Origin of the sequence: Yersinia fenwicki (assembly GCF_043099325.1) — a bacterium.
Taxonomy (GTDB): Bacteria; Pseudomonadota; Gammaproteobacteria; order Enterobacterales; family Enterobacteriaceae; genus Yersinia.
This window is the reverse complement of the sequence record NZ_CP170755.1, coordinates 3264338-3284889: the sequence shown is the minus strand read 5'-3', so window position 1 is coordinate 3284889 and position 20552 is coordinate 3264338. Positions and strand designations below refer to the sequence as shown.

Sequence of the window (20552 nt, the reverse complement as noted above, 5' to 3'; positions counted from 1 at the left end):
GTCAAGGGAGACGCATGAATATTAGCGATATCGCAAAAAAAACCGGTCTAACCAGTAAGGCCATTCGTTTTTACGAAGAAAAGAAACTGGTGACACCGCCTATCCGCACGGATAATGGTTATCGAAGCTACAGCACCAAACATATCGAAGAGTTAACACTTTTGCGTCAGGCACGGCAGGTCGGCTTTACACTAGATGAATGCCGCGAGCTGCTGGCATTGTTTCATAACCCCGCTCGTCACAGTGCGGATGTGAAAGCTGCAACGTTGCAAAAGGTAGCGGAAATCGAGAAACATATTAATGATCTTAATCAGATGCGATTACGTTTATTGGCTTTGGCAGACGAGTGCCCAGGGGATGAAGGTGCTGATTGCCCGATTATCAATAATTTGGCAGGGTGTTGCCATGGGAATGAAAAACAGAAAGTTGGTTAATGTTATGTGAAAGGCGTATCAAAATAAATACGCCTTTTCAATGTCTTAGTGATGAACAGCCCTTACGTGCAAGGTATTGCCTTCTACTAGTATCACTTCAACTTCGGTGCCGACACTTAGTTCATTAGCGCTGTAAATGCGCCAACTGCTATCACCCACCTTCATGCGGCCGTAGCCATCAACTGTCGGTTCCATCAGGGTAGCCCGCGTTCCCAGCAATTGATGATTACGTTGATTCAACATCGCGGGTTGTGGCTTGGTGCGCTTACTTAGCCAATACCACCACAAGATGGCTGACACGACTGTCAAAACAGCAAATAGTACGCCTTGCATCTCCCAGCTAAAGGGAAAAAGCCAGACCAGAATACCGACCACCACGGCAGCGACACCGCTCCACAGCATATAACCACTGGCTCCTAGCATCTCGGCTGCCAGTAATAGGCCGCCGAGTGATAGCCAAAACCAGTTTGGATTTGCTGCAATTTCCTCCAGCATGGTTATTTACCCCGGCTGTTTTTACTCTCGCCAATCAGCTCTGCAATACCACCGATAGCTCCCATCAGGTTGCTGGCTTCCAGTGGCATCATAATGACTTTGCTATTATTGGCCGAACCAATGTGTTGTAGGGCGTCGGTGTATTTCTGTGCCACAAAGTAGTTAATGGCTTGAATATCACCGGCAGCAATAGCTTCAGAAACCATTTTGGTTGCTTGAGCTTCCGCTTCTGCCGCACGTTCACGAGCTTCTGCTTGCAAGAATGCAGACTGACGTTCACCTTCGGCTTTCAGAATTTGTGATTGTTTCTCGCCTTCAGCACGCAAAATGGCTGCTTGACGAACCCCTTCGGCTTCCAGAATATCTGCACGTTTAGTACGTTCAGCTTTCATCTGGGCATTCATCGCAGAAATAAGCTCAGTCGGTGGGCGCACATCACGGATTTCAATACGGGTAATTTTAATGCCCCACGGGTTGGTAGCTTCATCGACGATATGCAGCAGGCGGCTGTTGATGTTGTCGCGTTGGGACAACATTTCATCCAGCTCCATAGAACCCAAAACAGTACGGAAGTTGGTCATGGTCAAGTTGACGATAGCCAGTTCCAAATTGCTGACTTCATATGCGGCTTTCACCGGGTCAATAACCTGAATAAAGCAGACGGCATCAATCGCCACATTGGCGTTGTCGCGGGAAATGATTTCTTGGGATGGAATATCCAGAACCTGTTCCATCATATTGATTTTACGACCAATACGATCCATAAATGGCACGACGATATTCAGGCCAGGCATCAGTGTTTTGGTATAACGGCCAAAACGCTCGACTGTCCATTGAAAACCTTGTGGGACGATTTTGATTGAGGAAAAGACCACAATCAGAGCTACAACGATAAGAACAGGGATAACCGTAAACATATTTAACTTCCTGTCAGCAATGATTTTTGTATCTTAATATTACGTGACGGGGCGCTAAATGCCTAACGAAAGGCAGGTAAAAGCGTGTAAATGAGAGAAAGTCAGGTTGTGGCAGAATAAAACAGCGCGGGTTGGCCCCGCGCAGTAGCAAATAATGATAACAAGTCGGACGGAAAATGATCGTTAAAAGCGCTTGTTAATACAGCAATGCATAAAGCTGACGGCGGTATTTAGCCGCCAGTGCATCGCCAGTACCTAATGCGGCCAAAATATCCATTAATGTCTTACGCGCGGTACCGTTCGCAGCTGCCAGATCTTGCTTCAAGTGGCCTAGCAACAACTCCAGTGCTTCTTCGTTACGGCCGACCTGATGCAGTTGCAGTGCTAACTGAACGGCCAGTTCGACGTTATCTGGCTGTTCAGCGACTTGTTGTTGGAGTTGCTGAATTTCTGGTGTGTCGGCGGCTTGTTTGAGCAACTCGATTTGTGCAATCAGCCCCTGATAACGGCTATCACGGTCTTGCAGTGGTATAGTTGCCAATACGCTTTCAGCATCTTCACTACGATTGAGCTGAATTTGTACCTCAGCCAGTTGCAGCGCAATATCGCTGGTTTGTGGATTATGGCTTTGCTGCATCAACTGCCAGGCTTCTTTCAGCAGTGGTAGTGCTTCTTGTACGTTACCCTCGCTTATTAACTGTGCCGCTTCGGCCGCTTTCAACTCTTCAGGCTTCGGTAATACCCGTTGCAATAATTCGCGGATAACTTCTTCTGGTTGTGGCCCTTGGAAGCCATCAACCGGCTGTCCGTCTTTAAACAGATAAACGGCCGGAATTGAGCGCAAACCAAATTGTGAAGCTACCATCTGCTGCGCATCGCAATCGACTCGCGCCAGAATGAATTGGCCTGCGTACTCAGCGGCCAATTTATCCAGTACTGGAGTGAGTTGCAGACAGTGCTGGCTGCGTTCAGACCAAAAATAGAACAGCACCGGTGCTGTCATGGATTGTTCTAAGGTTTGGTGTAGGTTTGCTTCGTTAATATCAATTGTTGTAGGTGCTAGCATGAATTATTTCTCTCATCCGTTTTATACCCGTCATACTTCAAGCTGCATGTGTGTTGGCTGCTCTCGTTGACCCGAATCATTGACTGGCGTCAACTCATCGGGATTCTAAGTCTCCTAGAGACTCACTCTGCGAGTCAGCACAAGCGCTGTTCAAAATGGTTTACAACCAATTTGTCATTCACTTGTCGCCTTCCTGCCACTCGAATTATTTAGGGTATAGCAGTTAATTGGGGAAAATTATGTTGCTTCAACCCTCATCACTATTATCAAGAGTTGCCACGCAGGACTTTATCCAACATCCGGCCCGGTAAAATCCGGCGCAATATTGTCAATGCATGAGCCACTAAGGTGACTGGATATCGCAATTGCGGGCGCGGGCTTTCTAGCGCGTGACGCAATTTCGGCAAAATCGCTTCTGGTGGCAGTGTAAAGCGCTTCGCAATACCGGGGTTATTCACCGGCTTATCAACTTGGGCCTGATTCACATTTTGTGTGAAATGAGTGCTTATCGGGCCTGGTTCAATCAAACTGACATGAACTCCGCTGTCATGCAGTTCCATTCGTAATGCATCAGACCAGGCTTCTAACGCATATTTACTGGCAGCATAGGCGCCACGGCCAGCAGTTGAAACCAATCCCATCACTGAACTGGTTTGAATAATGCGCCCTTCACCATGAGGTAGCATGGCGGGCAGTAAAAGCTGCGTCAATTGATGGGTGCCAAACAGATTGGTGGAAAATTGTTTTTCCAACTGCTGGCGTGAAATTGTCTGTAATGGGCCGTACAGACCAAAACCACCATTATTAAACAAACCATACAAGCGCCCGCCTGTCAGTTCAATAACTTGTGCTGCCGCGCGTTCGACACTGGCACTGTCATCCAAATCCAGTTCAATACCTTCCAGACCCAACGATGTCATCTTTGCTACGTCACCGGGCTTACGGCAGGCGGCGAGGACGCGATAGCCTCGGTTTTTCAAGTCTTGTGCCGCAATCAGGCCAATGCCGCTGGAGCAGCCGGTAATTAATACTGTTTTTTGCATAACTTTACCTGGTGAGTGGTTCTATTTATCTAAACAAGTGGTTAACTAAGGCTTATTAGTGATTAAAGGCTTGAGTTGTTGCGCCATCCAATCTGCAATGAAAGGTTGCGCCTGTGCGTTAGGATGTAAACCATCATCCTGCATCCACTCTGGCTTCACAGCAACCTGTTCCATAAAGAAAGGTACCAAAGGAATGCCAAATTGCTGTGCCAACTGTGGATACATCGCACTGAAGGCATCAGTATAACGGCGGCCGTAGTTAGGTGGAATGCGGATTTGCATCAACAAAGGTTGTGCTTTTGCTTCTTTTATCAGATTGATAACTTGCGTGAGATCCCGTTGAATATCCTGAGGTGGGAAACCGCGTAGGCCGTCATTGGCCCCTAATTCAATCAGCACCCAGCGGGGCTGATGTTGTTTCAGCAAGGCAGGCAGACGGGCTAAGCCCTGGGCCGCGGTATCGCCACTGATACTGGCGTTAACCACCTTTGGTAATGATGGGGTGGCCTGCCATGCTTTATCCAGCCGTGAAGGCCATGCTTCGGCAATGGGCAGGCGGTAACCGGCGCTTAAACTGTCGCCGAGAATCAAAAGTGTATCGGTTGCGGCGGCACGCAAACTGAATAATCCCAACAGTAATAGGAAGGGAAGATGCCAGCGGAAAACGTTCTTGAAGTTCATCATCTTAATAAACACGTCGGTCAGGGTGAGCAACAGCTCTCCATCCTTACCGGAGTTGAGCTGGTTGTCAAACCCGCTCAGACAATTGCGCTGATTGGTGAGTCAGGTTCAGGTAAATCAACTCTGTTGGGAATCCTGGCGGGCCTCGATGATGGCAGCAGCGGCGAGGTAAGTTTACTCGGTCACTCTTTGACCGCAATGGATGAAGAAGGGCGCGCGCAACTGCGGGCAAAAAATGTCGGTTTTGTTTTCCAATCATTTATGTTGGTACCGACACTTAATACATTAGAAAACGTGCAGCTTCCGGCGCTGTTACGTGGTGAAAGTGAACGCGAGAGTAAAGTGCATGCCATTGAGCTATTAAAGCTGGTGGGCCTTGAAAAGCGCCTTCACCACCTTCCGGCCCAACTCTCCGGCGGCGAGCAGCAGCGGGTGGCGCTGGCTCGGGCTTTTAGTGGTCGACCAAAAGTGTTATTTGCCGATGAGCCAACCGGTAATCTTGACCGCCATACCGGTGACCGTATCGCCGACTTACTTTTTTCTCTTAATCGCGATTATGACACCACGCTGATACTGGTAACCCATGATGTGCAACTGGCTGGCCGTTGCCAGCGTCGGCTGCGGCTACAAGACGGTAAATTGTGGGAGGAAGCATGATTTGGCGCTGGTTTTGGCGTGAATGGCGCTCGCCCTCACTGCTAATTGTCTGGTTGGCATTAACTCTGGCTGTCGCTTGTGTACTGGCGCTGGGGGCTATTAGTGACCGGATGGAAAAAGGGCTTAGTCAGCAAAGCCGTGATTTTCTGGCGGGCGATCGGGTGCTGAAAACATCTCATCCAGCCCCGGAAAAGTGGTTATTAGAGGCGAAGCAGCAGGGATTGTCAGTCAGTCGCCAGCTTTCATTTATGACCATGACTTTTGCTGGTGATCGTCCACAACTGGCGGATGTCAAAGCCACTGATTTAGCTTATCCGCTGTATGGCAAGCTTGAAACCTTACCGCCAGATGTCAAACTTGAGCCGGGAAACGCGCTGGTGGCCCCGCGGTTGTTGGCGCTGCTCGGCGTTAAAGTCGGCGATACATTGGAAGTTGGTGATACTTCACTCAAAATCATTGGCGAAGTGCTGCAGGAACCTGATTCTGGTTTTAATCCCTTCCAGACCGCGCCGCGAATTTTAATCAATCTGTCTGACGTGGAAAAAACCGGTGCAATACAACCGGGTAGCCGTTTGAGCTATCACTATATGTTTGCAGGCCCAACGGAGGCTATCACTCAATTTAGTGACTGGCTGACGCCGCAATTGAAACCGGATCAGCGCTGGTATGGCTTGCAAGAGTCGGGCGGAGCACTGGGGAAATCCCTACAGCGCGCGCAGCAGTTCTTGCTGTTATCGGCGTTATTGACGTTATTGCTCTCTATTGCTGCGGTTGCCGTGGCGATGGGGCATTATTGCCGCAGTCGCTATGATCTGGTGGCCGTGCTTAAGACACTAGGTGCCGGGCGCAGTGCGTTGCGGCGGTTGATTATCGGCCAATGGCTCTCGGTTTTAGTCTTGGCAGGGCTATGCGGCAGTATAATTGGTTTATTGTTCGAGAAAATATTAGTTCGTTTGTTATCCCCGGTATTACCCGCTGCATTACCGGCAGCTGGCGTATGGCCATGGGTATGGTCAATGGGATCACTGATATTGATTTCTCTGTTGGTGGGTATTCGCCCATATCGGCAACTGCTGGCGACTCAACCGCTGCGGGTACTGCGCCGAGATGTCTCCGCCAATGTCTGGCCGCTGCGCTACTTTATTCCGGCGATGATCGTCATTGTGGTCGGGCTATTAGCCTTACTGATGGGGGGGAATGCGCTGCTATGGGCGATCCTCGGGGGAATGGTGGTATTGGCGTTACTGTTAGGTGTGGTCGGATGGGGCGGTTTATTACTATTACGCCGTCTGACGGTCACTCGCCTGTCATTGCGGCTGGCTATTAACCGCTTACTGCGCCAACCTTGGATGACTTTGACCCAACTGGCCGCATTCTCTCTTTCATTTATGCTGTTGGCGCTGTTATTGGTGCTGCGCGGGGATCTTTTGGATCGCTGGCAACAACAGTTGCCACCAGATAGCCCGAATTACTTTTTGCTGAATATGACGCCGCAACAGGTGCCGCAAGTTACGGAGTTTCTCACGCAGCATCAGATAACGCCATCGACTTTCTATCCAATTGTCCGAGTGCGTTTGAGTGAGATTAATCAGCAACTGGCGACTGAGCGAGTCGCAGAAGATGCACCCGGCGGTGAGGCGGTTAATCGGGAGCTGAATTTGACCTGGCAGCAGGATTTGCCAGCGCATAATATTTTGACCGCAGGCCAATGGCCACCTAAGGCGGATGAGGTATCGATAGAGCAGGGGATTGCTGACAGGTTGGGCATTAAAATCGGCGATAAACTGATATTCAGTGGCGATACGCAGTCATTTGGTGCCACGGTAAGCAGTGTTCGTCAAGTGGACTGGGAAAGTCTGCGGCCTAATTTTTACTTTATTTTCCCGCCGGGCGCTCTGGATGGGCAACCACAAACCTGGCTGACCAGCTTCCGTTATCACGGTGACGGGGAGATTTTGACGCAATTGAATCGCCAGTTCCCGACTCTCAGCTTGCTGGATATCGGGGCGATGTTGAAACAGGTTGGGCAAGTGCTGCAACAGGTGAGCCGGGCGTTGGAAGTGATGGTGGTATTGGTGATTATCTGTGGCACCTTACTGCTATTAGCGCAGGTACAAGTCGGTATGCGCCAGCGCCGTCAGGAACTGGTGGTTTACCGGACACTTGGCGCAAGTAAACGGTTACTGCGAGGCACATTGTGGTGGGAGTTTGCGTTATTGGGGCTGGTGGCGGGGCTGGCGGCAGCCATGGGTGCCGAAGCCGCACTTTGGGCATTACAACGGCTAGTGTTTGATTTCCCGTGGCAGCCAAACTGGGTCATGTGGTGGTTATTACCACTGGTATCGGCCTTGTTGCTGTCACTGTGTGGTGGTTGGTTAGGGGCTAGATTATTGCGGGGACGGGCGCTGTTCCGCAGTTATTAGAATATCCTTCTTCCTTGACGTTGCAGCGTTGTTGGCGGCTCTCGTTCACCCGAATCACTGACTTGTGTCAGCTCATCGGGATTTGCTCGTTTGCCGCCTAGCTGCAATGCCAATTACTTTGGGTATTGATCGAAATTAGTTACAGTTTAGCTTGCGCCCAGCGTAGGGCGTTTTGGTATTCCCCCGGTAACAGCGGGGCCAGTGCCGCCAAGGCGGTGCTCAATGCCGCACCATCTGGATCATTTAAATTCAAATGACCCACTTTGCGGCCTTCGCGCACTTCTTTTTCATACCAATGCAGATGCACCAAGGGCAGTGACAGCCACTCGGTATTCACTGGTGTACCAATCAGATTGACCATTGCAGACGGAGTATTGACCACCGGCGTTGGCAGCGGTAAATCCAAAATAGCGCGCAGATGCAGCTCGAACTGGCTGATAGACGCGCCATTTTGTGTCCAATGCCCACTATTATGCACCCGGGGTGCCAGCTCATTGATTAGCAAACTGTCGCCGACGATAAAGCATTCCATCGCCATCACACCAATATAATTCAGCTTATCCATAATGGCAGACAGTATTTTTTCTGCTTGCTGCTGTAGTTTGCTATTGGGTTGTGGCAACGCCACACTCATGCGCAGGATGCCATCTTCATGCAGATTATGGGTGAGTGGATAAAAGACCGATTGACCTTGATGGCTGCGCGCGCCGACCAGTGAAACCTCGCCAGAAAAGTTTATACCCTGCTCGACAATACATTCGCCGTAAGCATCGGCGGGTAAATTCTCTTGTTCACCGGTGCGTAAACGCCACTGACCTCGACCGTCATAACCGCCAACCCGGCGTTTTATGATGGCTAATTCACCCAGCGTGGCAAAAATGTGCGGCCATTCGCTGGCGCTTGCCAATAATTGCCAGGGAGCGGTCGCCAGATTCAGGCTATCGAGCAATTGCTTTTGCGTCAGACGATCAGCCAACTGAGGAAAAATATTGCGGTTAACGAAAGCTGTGTGGGTGGCGAGTTCGCGGGTTAAAGCCGTTTCCGGCCAGCGCTCAATTTCGGCGGTAATCACACTATTCTGATAGGGCACGGCTTCTGGCTCGGCATCTAAACCCACCGGATAAACAGCAATACCTAGCGGCTCACCGGCCTGACGTAGCATGCGCCCTAACTGACCATTTCCTAATACACAAACAGGTTTCATGCTTCCACCCGCGGATCTGGATTATCTAACACTTCGTCGGTTTGGCTTGTACGCCAATCAGCTAAACGAGCAGCCAATTCAGTATCATGCAGTGCCAGTATTTGTGCCGCCAGCAAGGCTGCATTCGCCGCCCCCGCTTTACCAATCGCCAGTGTTCCCACAGGAATACCGCGCGGCATCTGCACGATGGAATACAGGCTATCGACACCACTTAATGCTGCGCTTTGCACCGGTACACCTAGGACGGGCACCAGTGTTTTAGCTGCCAGCATACCCGGTAAGTGAGCGGCACCACCCGCGCCTGCAATAATGACATGTAAACCATTGGCTTCGGCTTGTTCAGCAAAACTGAATAGCTTGTCAGGGGTTCGGTGCGCGGAAACAACTTCAACATGAAACGGGACATTGAGCGTGGTGAGCACGTCGGCGGCGAAATGCATGGTGGCCCAGTCACTCTTGGACCCCATTACGATAGCGATTTTAACCCCGGCTGGATAAGCCGAATCGAGGTTAGCTCCCATGAGTGTAAAGCTCCTGTGATTGCGCAAGCGTCGGCCAGAGCGATTTCTATAAATCGTGACTGGCGAAGAGGGCGTAGAGCATATCATGAGCTACAGGCAAGGAAAACGGTTGCGTAGCTGCTTTTAGCGGGTTTTATCAGTTTTTTATCGTGGGTCATGGGGTAAAACGTGAAGGCTAAAACGGGAATTTAATCAATTCAACCTTATCAGCCGTGACTTTAACCATTGAGCCTTCAACATGCCAGGCGCCCAAAACCACCCGGTGTGCGGTTGTCGATGCTAATTCAGCAGTATGAACAGCAGGGCGATGGGTATGCCCATGAATCATCCAACTGACATTATTCCGCTCGAAAGTCTCAACTACCGCGTGTGGATTTACATCCATAATCAGTTGCGATTTACCGCTATTATTTTGTTGGCTTTGATTGCGCATATAAGCAGCAATGCGCAATCGAAAGCGCAGTGGCAGCCATAAGAATAATTTTTGGATCACTGGGTTGTGTACTCGACGTCGAAAATGTTGATAGTCAGCATCATCAGTACACAGAGTATCGCCATGTAAAATAACGATTTTATGGCCATATAAATCAACAACTTTTTCTTCCGGTAGCAGAGTCATACCGCTTTCAAAAGCAAAGCGTTTACCGAGTAGAAAATCACGATTGCCGTGGATAAAGTAGCAAGGCACGCCGTATTGTTGGAGTGATTTTAATGCTGCGGCAATTTGTCGATACAGCGGTTCGGGATCATCATCGCCAATCCAGGATTCGAATAAATCACCTAGGATATATAACGCGTCAGCATGAATTGCTTCACGCTGGATAAAATGCAGGAAACCGGCAGTGATTGCCGGTTCCTGAACGCTAAGATGCAAATCTGCAATAAAAAGCGTGCTCATTAAGCAGTTATTACTCGCTAACAGTAACGCTTTGAATGATCACATCTTCTTTTGGCACATCTTGATGCATACCGCTGCGACCGGTAGCAACGTTTTTGATTTTATCAACTACGTCCAGACCTTCAGTCACTTCAGCAAATACGCAGTAACCCCAACCATCCGGGCGTTCTGAACGGAAGTTCAGGAAGTCATTGTCTGCAACGTTAATAAAGAACTGAGCAGTGGCAGAGTGTGGATCGTTAGTACGCGCCATCGCCAGAGTGCCACGGGTATTTTTCAAACCGTTGTTGGCTTCGTTCTTGATCGGAGCATCAGTCGTTTTCTGGTTCATGCCTGGCTCAAAACCACCGCCCTGAATCATGAAACCATCGATAACACGGTGGAAGATAGTGTTATCATAGAAACCTTTACGGCAGTAGTTCAGGAAGTTTTCAACGGTAACCGGCGCTTTATCCGCGAAGGTGTTGATGACGATATCGCCGTGATTAGTATGAATAGTGACCATAATAATGTTCCTGCTAGTGTAATAAGTGTATTCACAAATGAGTCGTGACTCTTTAGACGGCTCTTATATCATATAAGCGGGATTGAGTCAGCACTCGAAACGCCGCCAGGATAGGCGAAAAAGTGCTGTACCATGAGCTGATTTGCCGCATAATCTGATGATATCTTTTTAAACCATGCGTTTCGCAAAAACAAAAACTACGGAATGTCCCGATGCTAAAGATTTTTAATACACTGAGTCGCCAAAAAGAGGAATTCAAGCCTATTCATGCCGGTAAAATTGGCATGTACGTATGCGGGATCACCATTTATGACCTGTGTCACATTGGGCATGGGCGTACTTTTGTCGCTTTCGACGTCGTTGCACGTTATTTGCGTTATTTAGGTTACTCTCTGACATATGTCCGCAACGTGACAGACGTTGACGACAAAATTATCAAACGCGCCATTGAAAACAATGAAACTTGTGAACAATTGACCACACGCATGTTGGCTGAAATGCATAAAGATTTTGATGCATTGAACCTTCAACGCCCGGATTTAGAACCTCGTGCTACCCATCATATCCCTGAAATTATTGAGCTGACCGAGCGCTTGATCGCCCGCAACCATGCTTATGTGGCTGCCAATGGGGATGTTATGTTTTCTGTTGAAAGTGATCCAGATTACGGTGTGTTGTCGCGCCAGGATTTGGATCAGTTGCAGGCGGGTGCACGTGTTGAAGTGGCTGATGTAAAACGTAACCCGATGGATTTCGTGCTGTGGAAAATGTCTAAACCGGGTGAACCTAGCTGGGAATCACCTTGGGGGCCGGGCCGTCCTGGTTGGCATATTGAATGTTCTGCAATGAACGGTAAGCAGCTTGGTGCGCATTTCGATATTCACGGTGGTGGTTCTGATTTAATGTTCCCGCACCATGAAAATGAGATTGCACAATCTACCTGTGCGCATGATGGCCCATATGTTAATTACTGGATGCATTCCGGTATGGTAATGATCGACAAAGAAAAAATGTCGAAATCACTGAACAATTTCTTCACTATCCGTGATGTGCTGGCGTATTACGATGCGGAAACTGTGCGCTATTTTCTGATGTCTGGCCATTATCGTAGCCAACTTAATTATAGCGAAGAAAACCTCAAGCAAGCGCGTGCATCATTAGAGCGTTTATATACTGCGCTGCGCGGTACTGATGAGAATGCAACGCCTGCGGGTGGTGCTGAGTTTGAAGCACGTTTCCGTGCGGCAATGGATGATGACTTCAATACTCCAGAGGCCTACTCGGTGCTGTTTGATATCGCGCGCGAAGTGAATCGCCTCAAAACTGAAGATATAATCGCAGCAAATGCATTAGCGGCCGAGTTGCGTAAACTGGCGCATGTACTGGGATTATTGGAACAGGATCCAGAACTATTTTTACAAAGTGGTGCGCACACGGACGACGATGAAGTGGCAAGAATCGAAGCTCTTATCAAGCAGCGTAACGATGCCCGCAGTAGCAAAGATTGGGCGCTGGCAGATTCTGCTCGTGATCAATTGAATGAATTGGGTATTGTGCTGGAAGATGGCCCACAAGGGACGACTTGGCGTCGTAAATAACACGGAGTTTAGGCGCTGTTAACCTAAATAATTCGAGTGGCAGGAAGTCACATGCAGCTTGAAGTCTGACAGATAGAAAATTAAAAAAATTGCGGTTCTGGTGTTCGCCAGCAACCGCATTTTTTTGCCCATATTGGGTACTTTTACTACTACAACGGCAGTTTTTTGCAATACCAGCTAAACCTCGCCGTTGCTGAGGTTATTAGGCTTTAACCTGTACTTTCATACCTTGAAACTCAACAATTTGGTCTACCAGGATCTTGCAGCGCTTACGCGTTTCTACATTCCCGTCGACTTTTACCTGCCCATCAGCAATGGCGGCTTTTGCTGATGCACCGCTGTCGTTCCAACCTTGCAACTTTAATAAGTCACACAGTTCGACGTGCGGGTGTTTTTCCAAATGAAAAATGTCCATTACTGTCCTTTCACTTTATTTTCGTTGATGTCGTGATATTCCTCGCAGGCTTGCAAGGTATTTTGTATCAGTGTTGCAACGGTCATAGGCCCGACGCCACCGGGAACCGGTGTAATCCAACCCGCACGCTCAACAGCGACATCAAATTCTACATCGCCGACTACTTTACCACTTTCAAGGCGGTTAATGCCGACATCAATCACGATTGCACCGGGTTTAATCCACTCACCGGGAATAAAACCGGGTTTACCGACGGCAACCACCAATAAATCTGCATTTTCAATATGCTGGCGCAGATTTTTAGTGAAACGATGAGTGACGGTAGTAGTACAGCCAGCCAGCAATAACTCAAGGCTCATCGGACGCCCTACAATATTGGATGCCCCAACGACGACAGCGTTCAGACCGTAAGTCGGGATGTCATAGCGCTCCAGTAGTGTCACTATACCGCGTGGGGTGCAAGGACGCAGTTTAGGCGCGCGCTGACACAAGCGACCCACGTTGTAAGGATGGAAACCATCGACGTCTTTATCTGGATGAATGTGTTCCAGGACTTTGACATTATCAATCCCGGCGGGCAGTGGCAGTTGCACCAGAATCCCATCGATTTCACTATCGTTATTCAGTGAATCAATTAAGGTTAACAGCTCGGCTTCCGTGGTGGTCATCGGCAGGTCATAAGAACGGGAAACAAAACCCACCTCTTCGCATGCCTTACGTTTACTGGCGACATAAATTTGTGAAGCTGGATTTTCACCTACCAACACAACAGCAAGGCCGGGAGCTCGTTTACCCGCGGCTAAACGTTTCTGTACTAACGCAGCTACTTCGTTTCGTACCTGCTGCGCAATCGTTTTACCATCTATAATTTTCGCTGACATCAGTGGAAGGGTCCATCAATTAAAAAAGCGGGAATCTGCCTATTTTGTCAGAAGCGGGGCGTGCTGTCAGGCGTATAATAACGATTAATTAACGATTAAATAGCCAGTTGATAAACCATAAGGTGAAAACCCATTGACTCAAAAGCGACTGCCCGTATAATCCAACCCGCAACTGACTACCGGCAGCGTTCTATGCTGCGGTAAATATCAAATGCGCCCTTAGCTCAGTTGGATAGAGCAACGGCCTTCTAAGCCGTAGGTCACAGGTTCGAGCCCTGTAGGGCGTACCATTAAAATCAATGAGTTACCCTCTGTTTACCCCCTAATTATCAGCAACCTTTTTTAAAAGTGCCAGATTAGTGACATTAATCCCCATTACCTCGTCAATTTTACGCGCATGTTCAGTTAGATGGTTTGGTGACAAATGAGCATACCGTCGCACCATTTCAATGCTTTCCCATCCTCCCATTTCCTGAAGCGCTGATAGTGGAACCCCGGCTTGAACTAACCAGTTCGCCCAAGTGTGCCGCAAATCGTGAAAACGAAAATCAGTGATTCCTGAGCGCTTTAATCCAGTTCTCCATGCTGTATTATCATCAACACGCATTTTCCTGACATCATCGGTTTTTGTTCCATCTGCACGGTGCCATGCCGAGGTGTGGACAAACACATATCTTGAGTGTCGGCCTATCTGTTCACGTAATACCTTGCATGACATATCGTTCAGAGCTACGCCAATTGCCTTGCCCGCCTTAGCGTCCTCTAAATCCATGCAACGCACATGGAATATGTCAACAAATACATGGAGTCAGTGGACAGGGCAGGCTATAGGGCTAACTCTCGCTAACTCATGGGGGGCAACGTCCGTCCCCTCAGCAACAATATCTGCAGACGGCATGGTAAACATTTCCGCATTTCTCACTGGTGGAACCACCACTTCAGGAACTCAAATACTAACTGGATTACCAGTGATATTTAGACTAGGAGTAGAAAAGAGATTTGCAGTGGCAAATGATAACGGATCGCTAACATGTGTTGGGGTATCCCCCTCAGGGAATATATTCCTGGTTGGTTCAACAACAAGTTCGGCAGGGGTTCATGTAAACGTTAGCTATTATGCACAATAATAAATAGGGGCGAGTGCCCCTATCTCTATTTTCTAATACTTCGGAGGAAATTATTTATTGGTCTTTCGTAAAAAATGAACATAACGCATGAAATCAAACATCCGGCAATAACTACTGGCAACATGAATGACAACACATGATAGGCAGAGTCTATATTAACAGGGAATAACCTGAATGCAACGTTGATCCATATTTGGTGAATCATGTAAAGGCTAAAAGAAGCTTCACCAAGTAATATTATTACTCTGTTGTTCATTAACTTTGAAATCGCCCCATTACCAAATGCAAAAACATAAACAATCATAGCCATTGGAATTATGTAGTAAATGTCATATCGCCAAATCATAGGTACATATTTCATACCTACAACTATAAATACTACCATTAATAATATAGATGCTATTTCATATGTTGTAGTATTTTTTCCATTAAGCGACAAGCCTCCAGACATAAACAGTCGACAAAGTAACATCCCAACAATGAAATCTATCACTCGAAACGCAGGGTTTATATAAAAAAGCCAACCAGAGTACTGCGGAGAGTGATTCACACCAACAATATGGAAAATTATCATTGATAGAACGCACCCACCAATAACAAGCAGTTGCTTGGTATTTAAAGTGACAAGAAAAACAAATGAAATATAAAAGAACATTTCAGTCGAAACGCTCCAGGAAACCCCATTAAAGCTAAAGAAGAAATCAGAGTTTGCTATGGCACTTTGAATTAAAAGTGCATTTGCTATTAATTTAGTTATGTCAATGGTGTTAAAATAAGATATCGGTATATAAGCAAATATCGCAAGTATCAATGTGGCGATATGTACAGGATACAGTCTTGAAAATCTATTATAGAAAAAATCTCTTATCCGATATGTTCCTTTCTTTCTATGCTGCTCATAGCTATATGATATTATAAATCCAGAAAGAACATAAAAGAATGTAACGCCAACGAACCCCTCAAAAAAAATCACGCTTAATTTTTTTAATATTTCGCTCTTTGTAGCTGCGAAGAATTCAAAATGATGTATAAACACCCCGAGAGCAGCAAAGAAACGAAGTGAAGTAAGCGAGTTAAGTCTCATTTTTTATTCTCTCTTGCCCATTGGACTTCGCTAAGAACACATATTGACACCATAAAAATATCCAAATAAAAGATAAAGCCATCATCCATAGTGACACTTCCCCTTACTAGGGAGTAAAGAGCGAGAAATCCGGCAGCCCTAGTAATCCATTTCATAAGTACACCCCACACCATATTTTTTCAGCATGATAACCTCATGACGCAGATGTCACAATGTGATCGAGTCTATCAGTGTGTGAACTGCGGTTCTTCATTTTCGCGGGGAGCTGGCAGGGATGTCTATTGATGAGTGACATATTAGTGACGCATCTATAGTGCCAAAGAAGTGTCACTGGTATGTCACTGTTAGCCATAATATCACTTGTGAATGCAGATTAAGCCAATATTTACAATGAGTTATATATACTACGACGTTCTTCTAAGCCGTAGGTCACAGGTTCGAGCCCTGTAGGGCGTACCATTTTCAAGTCAACACACCTCTACTGAATTGGCTTTTTATCCTTTATATTCCCTGAACTTACTGAGTTTTCTGTTAAGAGCTCAACCGAGGTCAATTCAGTTATACCTAAATAGAGAAGAAGCCAAACGAATTGTGGCTGCTGGTGGTGATCCCGGTGAAGAAAAAAAGCAAATAAACAGGCCAAGAAAGTCAGCATTGATAACACGTTCGAAGCTCTAGCCAGAGAATGGCATGCCTACAAAAGGCCCAATTGGTCCAAAGGTTATTCTGATGATTTAATGGAGTCATTCGAAAAAGACATCTTCCCTTACGTTGGCAAACGTCCAGTTGCCGAAATCAAACCTCTAGAAATTCTCGAAACCCTACGCAAGTTAGAAAAGCGCGGCGTCCTCGATAAAATGCGTAAAATCCGTCAGGCATGTAGCCAAACCTTCCGTTATGCAATCGTAACCGGAAGGGCAGAGAACAATCCAGCAAGTGAACTAGCTGGCGCTCTGGCGGTTCAGAAGCACACGCATTACCCCCACCTCTTAGCGAATTAGCTGCCCGACCTATTATCAATCGTATAGCCAACGGCCCGCTTTGGCAGATTCGATTAGCATACCGATGGTGAAATCCGGCACCTGAGGAATATCGCTTTTACTGAACGGATTAAGTAAGTCACTCAACGGGGGTTCTGGCGGATAGTATGTTGTGATAGAAAAATTCCCGCGCTCAACACTAAACCTCGAAAAAAAATCATCCATAAGTGCCTGCGCTTCATCATCTTCTAGATGCAGATCTGAATCCAGATCGGTTGCCGGTGTCAGCTCTTTTTTCTTAAAAAGGTAAATCCCATCATGGCTTCTTACCAGTTCGTAAATTCGCTGCTCAAGAGTGTCACTTACCATATTTTATCGTTCCCTCTGGCAATACGGTTGTAATCTTTCAGTGTACACCAAGTGATCTCTGAAACATCAGCAGCCAGAATTATCCATCCAACAACAGGTATGGCACGGCCAGTAAACGCGCTGATTTTTGCAACCATTTTAATTTTCAATGTTGATGGCGGATATCCAGCTATTATGGAGGGTAGGCGTATTCCCCAAGGAAACTTAGCATTCCCAAATACTTTACGGGAGCCACGGGAAGCTAACGAAGTCCCCTCAATGGCATCTCGTGGTTTTGTACGTGTAGGTAATACGTTGAGTCCAGCCACAATGGACACAATCGCCCCAAAATCCTGCACACCAAGCTGGTTTGCCGTATTCTCACAAAAAATCATAAACAGGAGTTCGCTGGCGGTTAAATTCGAACGACCAGCATAAAAATAAGTATTATTGAGCTCTTCAACCGTATCCATAACTTTTCCTTGTTATTGCCTTATATATTCCCGCCTAAGCATATTGAAATTGGATGATTACTCCAAACAATTAGGGCGAGCAAAATTCTGAAAATAGGATGACACTATGTTGGCAGCTGGGCCGGGTTAGTTATTTTATATCGCTGATTTTGCAAAAGATATTATTTCGCTTTCATCATTGTGATTAAGATGAGCAATATGATTTTTATCAAAAGTTCGGCGTATCTCATCCATTACTCTAGTCTCTACAGCGGTAGGATTTTTTTGTCCGTCAATTGTAAAAAGAACGCTTGTTAAGTTTAAGAGATTCTCGTTTGCGGCTCGAGTAACCCTTGAAACCCAAGAGTCGCAGTGCTCCATCATTTTACCAGGTTCATTCTGAACAAAAGCTAGAGGCTTGATCGCGCATAGAACTTTTTCATCATCTTTTGCAACAAATTGCATCGTGAATTTCGTTAGGTCACCGCCAAAAGTTTCACGTTTAAAGGCGTTGCGAAGCTCTGCGTGCGTGTTAAGCTGTAGTGGTCAAGCAAAACTGGCCACGGCTTTAGAGTTTTTCCAGAACAATCGCTCTGATTCATTTGGCGTCAAACCACCATTATATTGATGAGGTCTGAGCTGGCTGTAATATCCCGTTATGTCATTCGTTATCGCTGTTCTGACTTCGCTAAAATTAGCGTATCCATTATCCGGTACCCACTCCGTTTTCAGACTTCTAAAAAAACGTTCCATCGGGCTGTTATCCCAGCAATTCCCTCTGCGACTCAGGCTTTGCTTTATCTGATATCGCCATAATAACTGTCTGAAATTCCTGCTGGTATAGTGGCTGCCTTGATCCGAGTGATACAGTAAATTAGCGGGCTTTCCTCGCGCTTCCCAGGCCATGGACAGCGCTTTACCTGTCAGTGCAGAGTCCGGGAAAAATGACATCGCCCAGCCAACCGGTTTACGGGAAAACAAATCAAGCACAACGGCCAAATAAGCCCAGAGTTTACCCGCCCAGATATAAGTCACATCACCGCACCAGACCTGATTAGGCTCTGTTACTGCAAACTGGCGTTCCAGATAATTGGGGATCTCTACGTGTTCCTTAGACGGCTTTTTATATCGATGACCAGGCTGCTGACAGCTGATGAGATTAAGTTCTTTCATTAGCTTTGTTGCCCGCCAGCGGCTCAGTTTTACGCCTTTGGTAGTGACCATCGCGGCAATATTACGTGCACCTGCGGAGCCATGACTTTCGCGATAGCTTTCACGAACAAGACTGAGTAATGCCACGCGTGCGGCATCAGGTTTTTTTGGCTGCCGCCAGTATTTATAGCTGCTGCGATGAACCCCAAACACGTTGCACACAACGGCAACAGGAAACCGCGTCCTGAGTTTCTGAACTAACGAGAACTGTTCAGGGAGTCTGACATCAAGAGCGCGGTAGCCTTTTTTAATATATCTCTTTCCATTTCAACGCGTTGAAGTCTTTTCTTCAGCTCGCGTATTTCAATCTGCTCAGGTGTCATGGGTGACGCTACGGGTGATTTCCCTCCTCGTTCTTCTTTCAACTGCCGAACCCACTTATCCATCGTGGATTTGCCGACATTCATTGCCATAGCAGCGGCTGCAACAGTGTAATGCTGGTCGAGTACAAGCTGGGCAGCTTCGAGGCGAAACTCGGGGCTAAAATTGCGTTTATTACGTCCGGTCATAATGTCACCTGTTTTGACTATGAGGCGATGATATCACCTCTATTCAGGTGGGCAAATTAACTATGCCACTACACCCCAACATTCAACTCATCAAGCGGCACATCTACGATACTGCTAAACCACTCATCAAGAGATGACCTAGTGTTAGGCTCATAATTACCGCCTTCTGCTATTAATAGATCCCTAAACGTTGTCATATGGCGTACTCTTTGATCGTCGATTCTATTTTGTTAATCGCTTCTGTTGCTCTTCCGTAAGCTGCCTGAGCTTCCGGATTATTAACATTTTTTAGCGTGTTTGCATGATTCCTTAAACTATTAAGGGTATCTTGCATCTCTTTCATATGGTTTCTGTTTTCCCCACTTCCATTGGGTTTAGGAATAGGGTTGTTGTCCATATCTTTAAGAAAACCTGTAATATCATGATTTTTCAGAGAGTTTTTAATTAGGTTGTCGATCTTTCTCATGGCACTTTCTTGCTTCTGATTCAGCTTATCGACTTTTTTCTCTCCCGATTTGTTCGGATCGTTTTCTGGTGGTAGTGGTGTTTCCGTTTTAGACCCCGAACCACCCAGCTCTTTCTTTTGCTCATCCGTCAGATCCTTGCTGATATTAGGATTAGAACCAGACTCATCTTGGCCTATCATGCCCTGCATCGCTAATATCACTAGCTGTGCGGCAACTGGGCAATCACCACCAGATAGGCATTATTTTACAACATCACGGCCAAACTCTTTCACCGCCGCATCCAACTTCTGGGCGATTGCCGCGTTGGCTTCAGTTTGAGGCGTTAAAGAAATCTCGTATTGTTAAGAGGCTGCATAGCAAAGATTGAATCAGTACACAAAGTTATGTACTTGCTCAAAAGGGAAGCACGCTTCCCTTTTAAAATATGATTAGATGATTTATTTCTTAAGCAATCGCGGTAACTGATTATTAAGCTCAAGCAAACAACTGCTCATATATTTTTCTGTCTCGGCAGTGACGCGGGCATAATTATTGGCTCGCCAATCCGATAGCTTCGCTTCTACAGGCGCTGGAGAGCATTCCGCTACAGTAAAGGCGGAGAACATATTGCCATCTTCAAGGCGCTTATAAAAAAT

20 protein-coding genes, 1 tRNA gene and 3 pseudogenes are annotated in these 20552 nt (G+C 46.9%); 6 read left to right on the top strand and 18 right to left on the bottom strand.

Translation table 11 applies throughout. From position 1 onward, the window contains the following. Positions 1-14 precede the first annotated feature (14 nt). Complete coding sequence (gene cueR, locus ACF3VQ_RS15045; RefSeq protein ID WP_392431949.1) at positions 15-434, top strand: Cu(I)-responsive transcriptional regulator; 420 nt, start codon at positions 15-17, stop codon at positions 432-434. A 45-nt stretch (positions 435-479) separates the two neighbouring features. Here the strand turns inward: cueR and ACF3VQ_RS15040 are convergent, their stop codons facing one another. The 5 genes from ACF3VQ_RS15040 to tesA form a co-directional block, all read right to left on the bottom strand. Next, positions 480-929, bottom strand: coding sequence for an NfeD family protein (locus ACF3VQ_RS15040; RefSeq protein WP_392431948.1), 450 nt, complete (start codon positions 927-929; stop codon positions 480-482). 2 nt (positions 930-931) lie between these two features. Beyond that, positions 932-1846 (bottom strand): SPFH domain-containing protein, encoded by a 915-nt coding sequence (locus ACF3VQ_RS15035; protein WP_005158246.1) that lies wholly within the window; start codon positions 1844-1846, stop codon positions 932-934. Positions 1847-2042: 196 nt separating this feature from the next. Then, on the bottom strand, positions 2043-2912 hold the full coding sequence (locus tag ACF3VQ_RS15030) for a co-chaperone YbbN (protein WP_392431947.1): 870 nt from the start codon (positions 2910-2912) through the stop codon (positions 2043-2045). Positions 2913-3178: 266 nt separating this feature from the next. After that, complete coding sequence (locus tag ACF3VQ_RS15025) at positions 3179-3955, bottom strand: SDR family oxidoreductase (RefSeq protein ID WP_392431946.1); 777 nt, start codon at positions 3953-3955, stop codon at positions 3179-3181. Positions 3956-4000: 45 nt separating this feature from the next. Continuing rightward, on the bottom strand, positions 4001-4636 hold the full coding sequence (tesA, locus tag ACF3VQ_RS15020) for a multifunctional acyl-CoA thioesterase I/protease I/lysophospholipase L1 (protein ID WP_392435606.1): 636 nt from the start codon (positions 4634-4636) through the stop codon (positions 4001-4003). Here tesA and ybbA point away from each other — a divergent pair. After that, entirely contained in the window at positions 4607-5293 is a 687-nt protein-coding gene (gene ybbA, locus ACF3VQ_RS15015; protein WP_019081253.1) for a putative ABC transporter ATP-binding protein YbbA, read from the top strand. The genes tesA and ybbA overlap by 30 nt on opposite strands. Then, positions 5290-7716, top strand: a complete 2427-nt coding sequence (gene ybbP / locus ACF3VQ_RS15010) for a putative ABC transporter permease subunit YbbP (RefSeq protein WP_392431945.1) — start codon at positions 5290-5292, stop codon at positions 7714-7716. The genes ybbA and ybbP overlap by 4 nt, the downstream gene beginning before the upstream one ends. 139 nt (positions 7717-7855) lie before the next feature. Here ybbP and purK read toward each other — a convergent pair whose 3' ends face one another. From purK to ppiB, 4 genes are all read right to left on the bottom strand, one after another. After that, positions 7856-8920 (bottom strand): 5-(carboxyamino)imidazole ribonucleotide synthase, encoded by a 1065-nt coding sequence (gene purK, locus ACF3VQ_RS15005; protein ID WP_392431944.1) that lies wholly within the window; start codon positions 8918-8920, stop codon positions 7856-7858. Then, on the bottom strand, positions 8917-9441 hold the full coding sequence (gene purE / locus ACF3VQ_RS15000; protein ID WP_392431943.1) for a 5-(carboxyamino)imidazole ribonucleotide mutase: 525 nt from the start codon (positions 9439-9441) through the stop codon (positions 8917-8919). Before purE ends, purK begins: the two co-directional genes overlap by 4 nt. Before the next feature lie 175 nt (positions 9442-9616). After that, positions 9617-10339 (bottom strand): UDP-2,3-diacylglucosamine diphosphatase, encoded by a 723-nt coding sequence (locus tag ACF3VQ_RS14995; protein ID WP_392431942.1) that lies wholly within the window; start codon positions 10337-10339, stop codon positions 9617-9619. Between the two features lie 10 nt (positions 10340-10349). Beyond that, positions 10350-10844 carry a peptidylprolyl isomerase B gene (ppiB, locus tag ACF3VQ_RS14990; protein ID WP_392431941.1) on the bottom strand — a complete coding sequence of 165 codons (495 nt, stop codon included), beginning with the start codon at positions 10842-10844 and terminating at the stop codon, positions 10350-10352. 212 nt (positions 10845-11056) lie between these two features. Between ppiB and cysS the strand changes: the two genes are divergently transcribed. Next, positions 11057-12442 carry a cysteine--tRNA ligase gene (gene cysS, locus ACF3VQ_RS14985; RefSeq protein WP_392431940.1) on the top strand — a complete coding sequence of 462 codons (1386 nt, stop codon included), beginning with the start codon at positions 11057-11059 and terminating at the stop codon, positions 12440-12442. Between the two features lie 202 nt (positions 12443-12644). Here the strand turns inward: cysS and ybcJ are convergent, their stop codons facing one another. Both ybcJ and folD read right to left on the bottom strand, forming a co-directional pair. After that, positions 12645-12857, bottom strand: a complete 213-nt coding sequence (ybcJ, locus tag ACF3VQ_RS14980; protein WP_392431939.1) for a ribosome-associated protein YbcJ — start codon at positions 12855-12857, stop codon at positions 12645-12647. Further along, positions 12857-13738, bottom strand: a complete 882-nt coding sequence (gene folD / locus ACF3VQ_RS14975) for a bifunctional methylenetetrahydrofolate dehydrogenase/methenyltetrahydrofolate cyclohydrolase FolD (protein WP_392431938.1) — start codon at positions 13736-13738, stop codon at positions 12857-12859. The genes ybcJ and folD overlap by 1 nt, the downstream gene beginning before the upstream one ends. A 213-nt stretch (positions 13739-13951) precedes the next feature. Here folD and ACF3VQ_RS14970 point away from each other — a divergent pair. Beyond that, positions 13952-14028, top strand: a tRNA-Arg gene (locus ACF3VQ_RS14970). A gap of 32 nt (positions 14029-14060) precedes the next feature. Here the strand turns inward: ACF3VQ_RS14970 and ACF3VQ_RS14965 are convergent. After that, positions 14061-14501 (bottom strand): annotated as a pseudogene (locus tag ACF3VQ_RS14965) (site-specific integrase); the annotation flags it as partial. A 389-nt stretch (positions 14502-14890) separates the two neighbouring features. Next, positions 14891-15949: an acyltransferase family protein gene (locus ACF3VQ_RS14960; RefSeq protein ID WP_392431937.1), complete on the bottom strand. Its 1059-nt coding sequence runs from the start codon at positions 15947-15949 to the stop codon at positions 14891-14893. A 570-nt stretch (positions 15950-16519) separates the two neighbouring features. On the opposite strand from ACF3VQ_RS14960, the pseudogene ACF3VQ_RS14955 reads away from it, so the two are divergent. After that, a pseudogene (locus ACF3VQ_RS14955) lies at positions 16520-16947 on the top strand (tyrosine-type recombinase/integrase); the annotation flags it as partial. Between the two features lie 18 nt (positions 16948-16965). On the opposite strand, the gene ACF3VQ_RS14950 reads toward ACF3VQ_RS14955, so the two are convergent. From ACF3VQ_RS14950 to ACF3VQ_RS14930, 5 genes and pseudogenes are all read right to left on the bottom strand, one after another. After that, positions 16966-17298, bottom strand: a complete 333-nt coding sequence (locus ACF3VQ_RS14950) for a DUF1493 family protein (protein ID WP_392431936.1) — start codon at positions 17296-17298, stop codon at positions 16966-16968. After that, a complete protein-coding gene (locus ACF3VQ_RS14945) occupies positions 17292-17750 on the bottom strand; it encodes an STM2901 family protein (RefSeq protein WP_392431935.1) in 459 nt (152 codons plus the stop codon). The genes ACF3VQ_RS14950 and ACF3VQ_RS14945 overlap by 7 nt, the downstream gene beginning before the upstream one ends. A 135-nt stretch (positions 17751-17885) precedes the next feature. Further along, complete coding sequence (locus ACF3VQ_RS14940) at positions 17886-18194, bottom strand: hypothetical protein (protein ID WP_392431934.1); 309 nt, start codon at positions 18192-18194, stop codon at positions 17886-17888. 81 nt (positions 18195-18275) lie between these two features. Further along, positions 18276-19450, bottom strand: a protein-coding gene (locus ACF3VQ_RS14935; protein WP_392431933.1) for an IS3 family transposase whose coding sequence is annotated in 2 segments (ribosomal slippage) — positions 18276-19183 and positions 19183-19450 — 1176 coding nt in all. Because the reading frame shifts where the segments join, the coding sequence is not laid out codon by codon here. A 193-nt stretch (positions 19451-19643) separates the two neighbouring features. After that, positions 19644-20078 (bottom strand): annotated as a pseudogene (locus ACF3VQ_RS14930) (hemagglutinin); the annotation flags it as partial. Positions 20079-20552 lie beyond the last annotated feature (474 nt).

What these genes read in the sequence shown, in the direction of transcription:
- folD (WP_392431938.1), bottom strand. Translation starts at nt 13,738, where the DNA reads ATGTCAGCGAAAATTATAGATGGTAAAACGATTGCGCAGCAGGTACGA.
- ACF3VQ_RS15025 (WP_392431946.1), bottom strand. Translation starts at nt 3,955, where the DNA reads ATGCAAAAAACAGTATTAATTACCGGCTGCTCCAGCGGCATTGGCCTG.
- ACF3VQ_RS14995 (WP_392431942.1), bottom strand. Translation starts at nt 10,339, where the DNA reads ATGAGCACGCTTTTTATTGCAGATTTGCATCTTAGCGTTCAGGAACCG.
- cueR (WP_392431949.1), top strand. Translation starts at nt 15, where the DNA reads ATGAATATTAGCGATATCGCAAAAAAAACCGGTCTAACCAGTAAGGCC.
- ACF3VQ_RS14950 (WP_392431936.1), bottom strand. Translation starts at nt 17,298, where the DNA reads ATGGTAAGTGACACTCTTGAGCAGCGAATTTACGAACTGGTAAGAAGC.
- ACF3VQ_RS15030 (WP_392431947.1), bottom strand. Translation starts at nt 2,912, where the DNA reads ATGCTAGCACCTACAACAATTGATATTAACGAAGCAAACCTACACCAA.
- ACF3VQ_RS14960 (WP_392431937.1), bottom strand. Translation starts at nt 15,949, where the DNA reads ATGAGACTTAACTCGCTTACTTCACTTCGTTTCTTTGCTGCTCTCGGG.
- ybbP (WP_392431945.1), top strand. Translation starts at nt 5,290, where the DNA reads ATGATTTGGCGCTGGTTTTGGCGTGAATGGCGCTCGCCCTCACTGCTA.
- ACF3VQ_RS15040 (WP_392431948.1), bottom strand. Translation starts at nt 929, where the DNA reads ATGCTGGAGGAAATTGCAGCAAATCCAAACTGGTTTTGGCTATCACTC.
- ACF3VQ_RS15035 (WP_005158246.1), bottom strand. Translation starts at nt 1,846, where the DNA reads ATGTTTACGGTTATCCCTGTTCTTATCGTTGTAGCTCTGATTGTGGTC.
- ppiB (WP_392431941.1), bottom strand. Translation starts at nt 10,844, where the DNA reads ATGGTCACTATTCATACTAATCACGGCGATATCGTCATCAACACCTTC.
- ACF3VQ_RS14940 (WP_392431934.1), bottom strand. Translation starts at nt 18,194, where the DNA reads ATGCAATTTGTTGCAAAAGATGATGAAAAAGTTCTATGCGCGATCAAG.
- purK (WP_392431944.1), bottom strand. Translation starts at nt 8,920, where the DNA reads ATGAAACCTGTTTGTGTATTAGGAAATGGTCAGTTAGGGCGCATGCTA.
- tesA (WP_392435606.1), bottom strand. Translation starts at nt 4,636, where the DNA reads ATGAACTTCAAGAACGTTTTCCGCTGGCATCTTCCCTTCCTATTACTG.
- ybcJ (WP_392431939.1), bottom strand. Translation starts at nt 12,857, where the DNA reads ATGGACATTTTTCATTTGGAAAAACACCCGCACGTCGAACTGTGTGAC.
- ACF3VQ_RS14945 (WP_392431935.1), bottom strand. Translation starts at nt 17,750, where the DNA reads ATGGATACGGTTGAAGAGCTCAATAATACTTATTTTTATGCTGGTCGT.
- purE (WP_392431943.1), bottom strand. Translation starts at nt 9,441, where the DNA reads ATGGGAGCTAACCTCGATTCGGCTTATCCAGCCGGGGTTAAAATCGCT.
- cysS (WP_392431940.1), top strand. Translation starts at nt 11,057, where the DNA reads ATGCTAAAGATTTTTAATACACTGAGTCGCCAAAAAGAGGAATTCAAG.
- ybbA (WP_019081253.1), top strand. Translation starts at nt 4,607, where the DNA reads ATGCCAGCGGAAAACGTTCTTGAAGTTCATCATCTTAATAAACACGTC.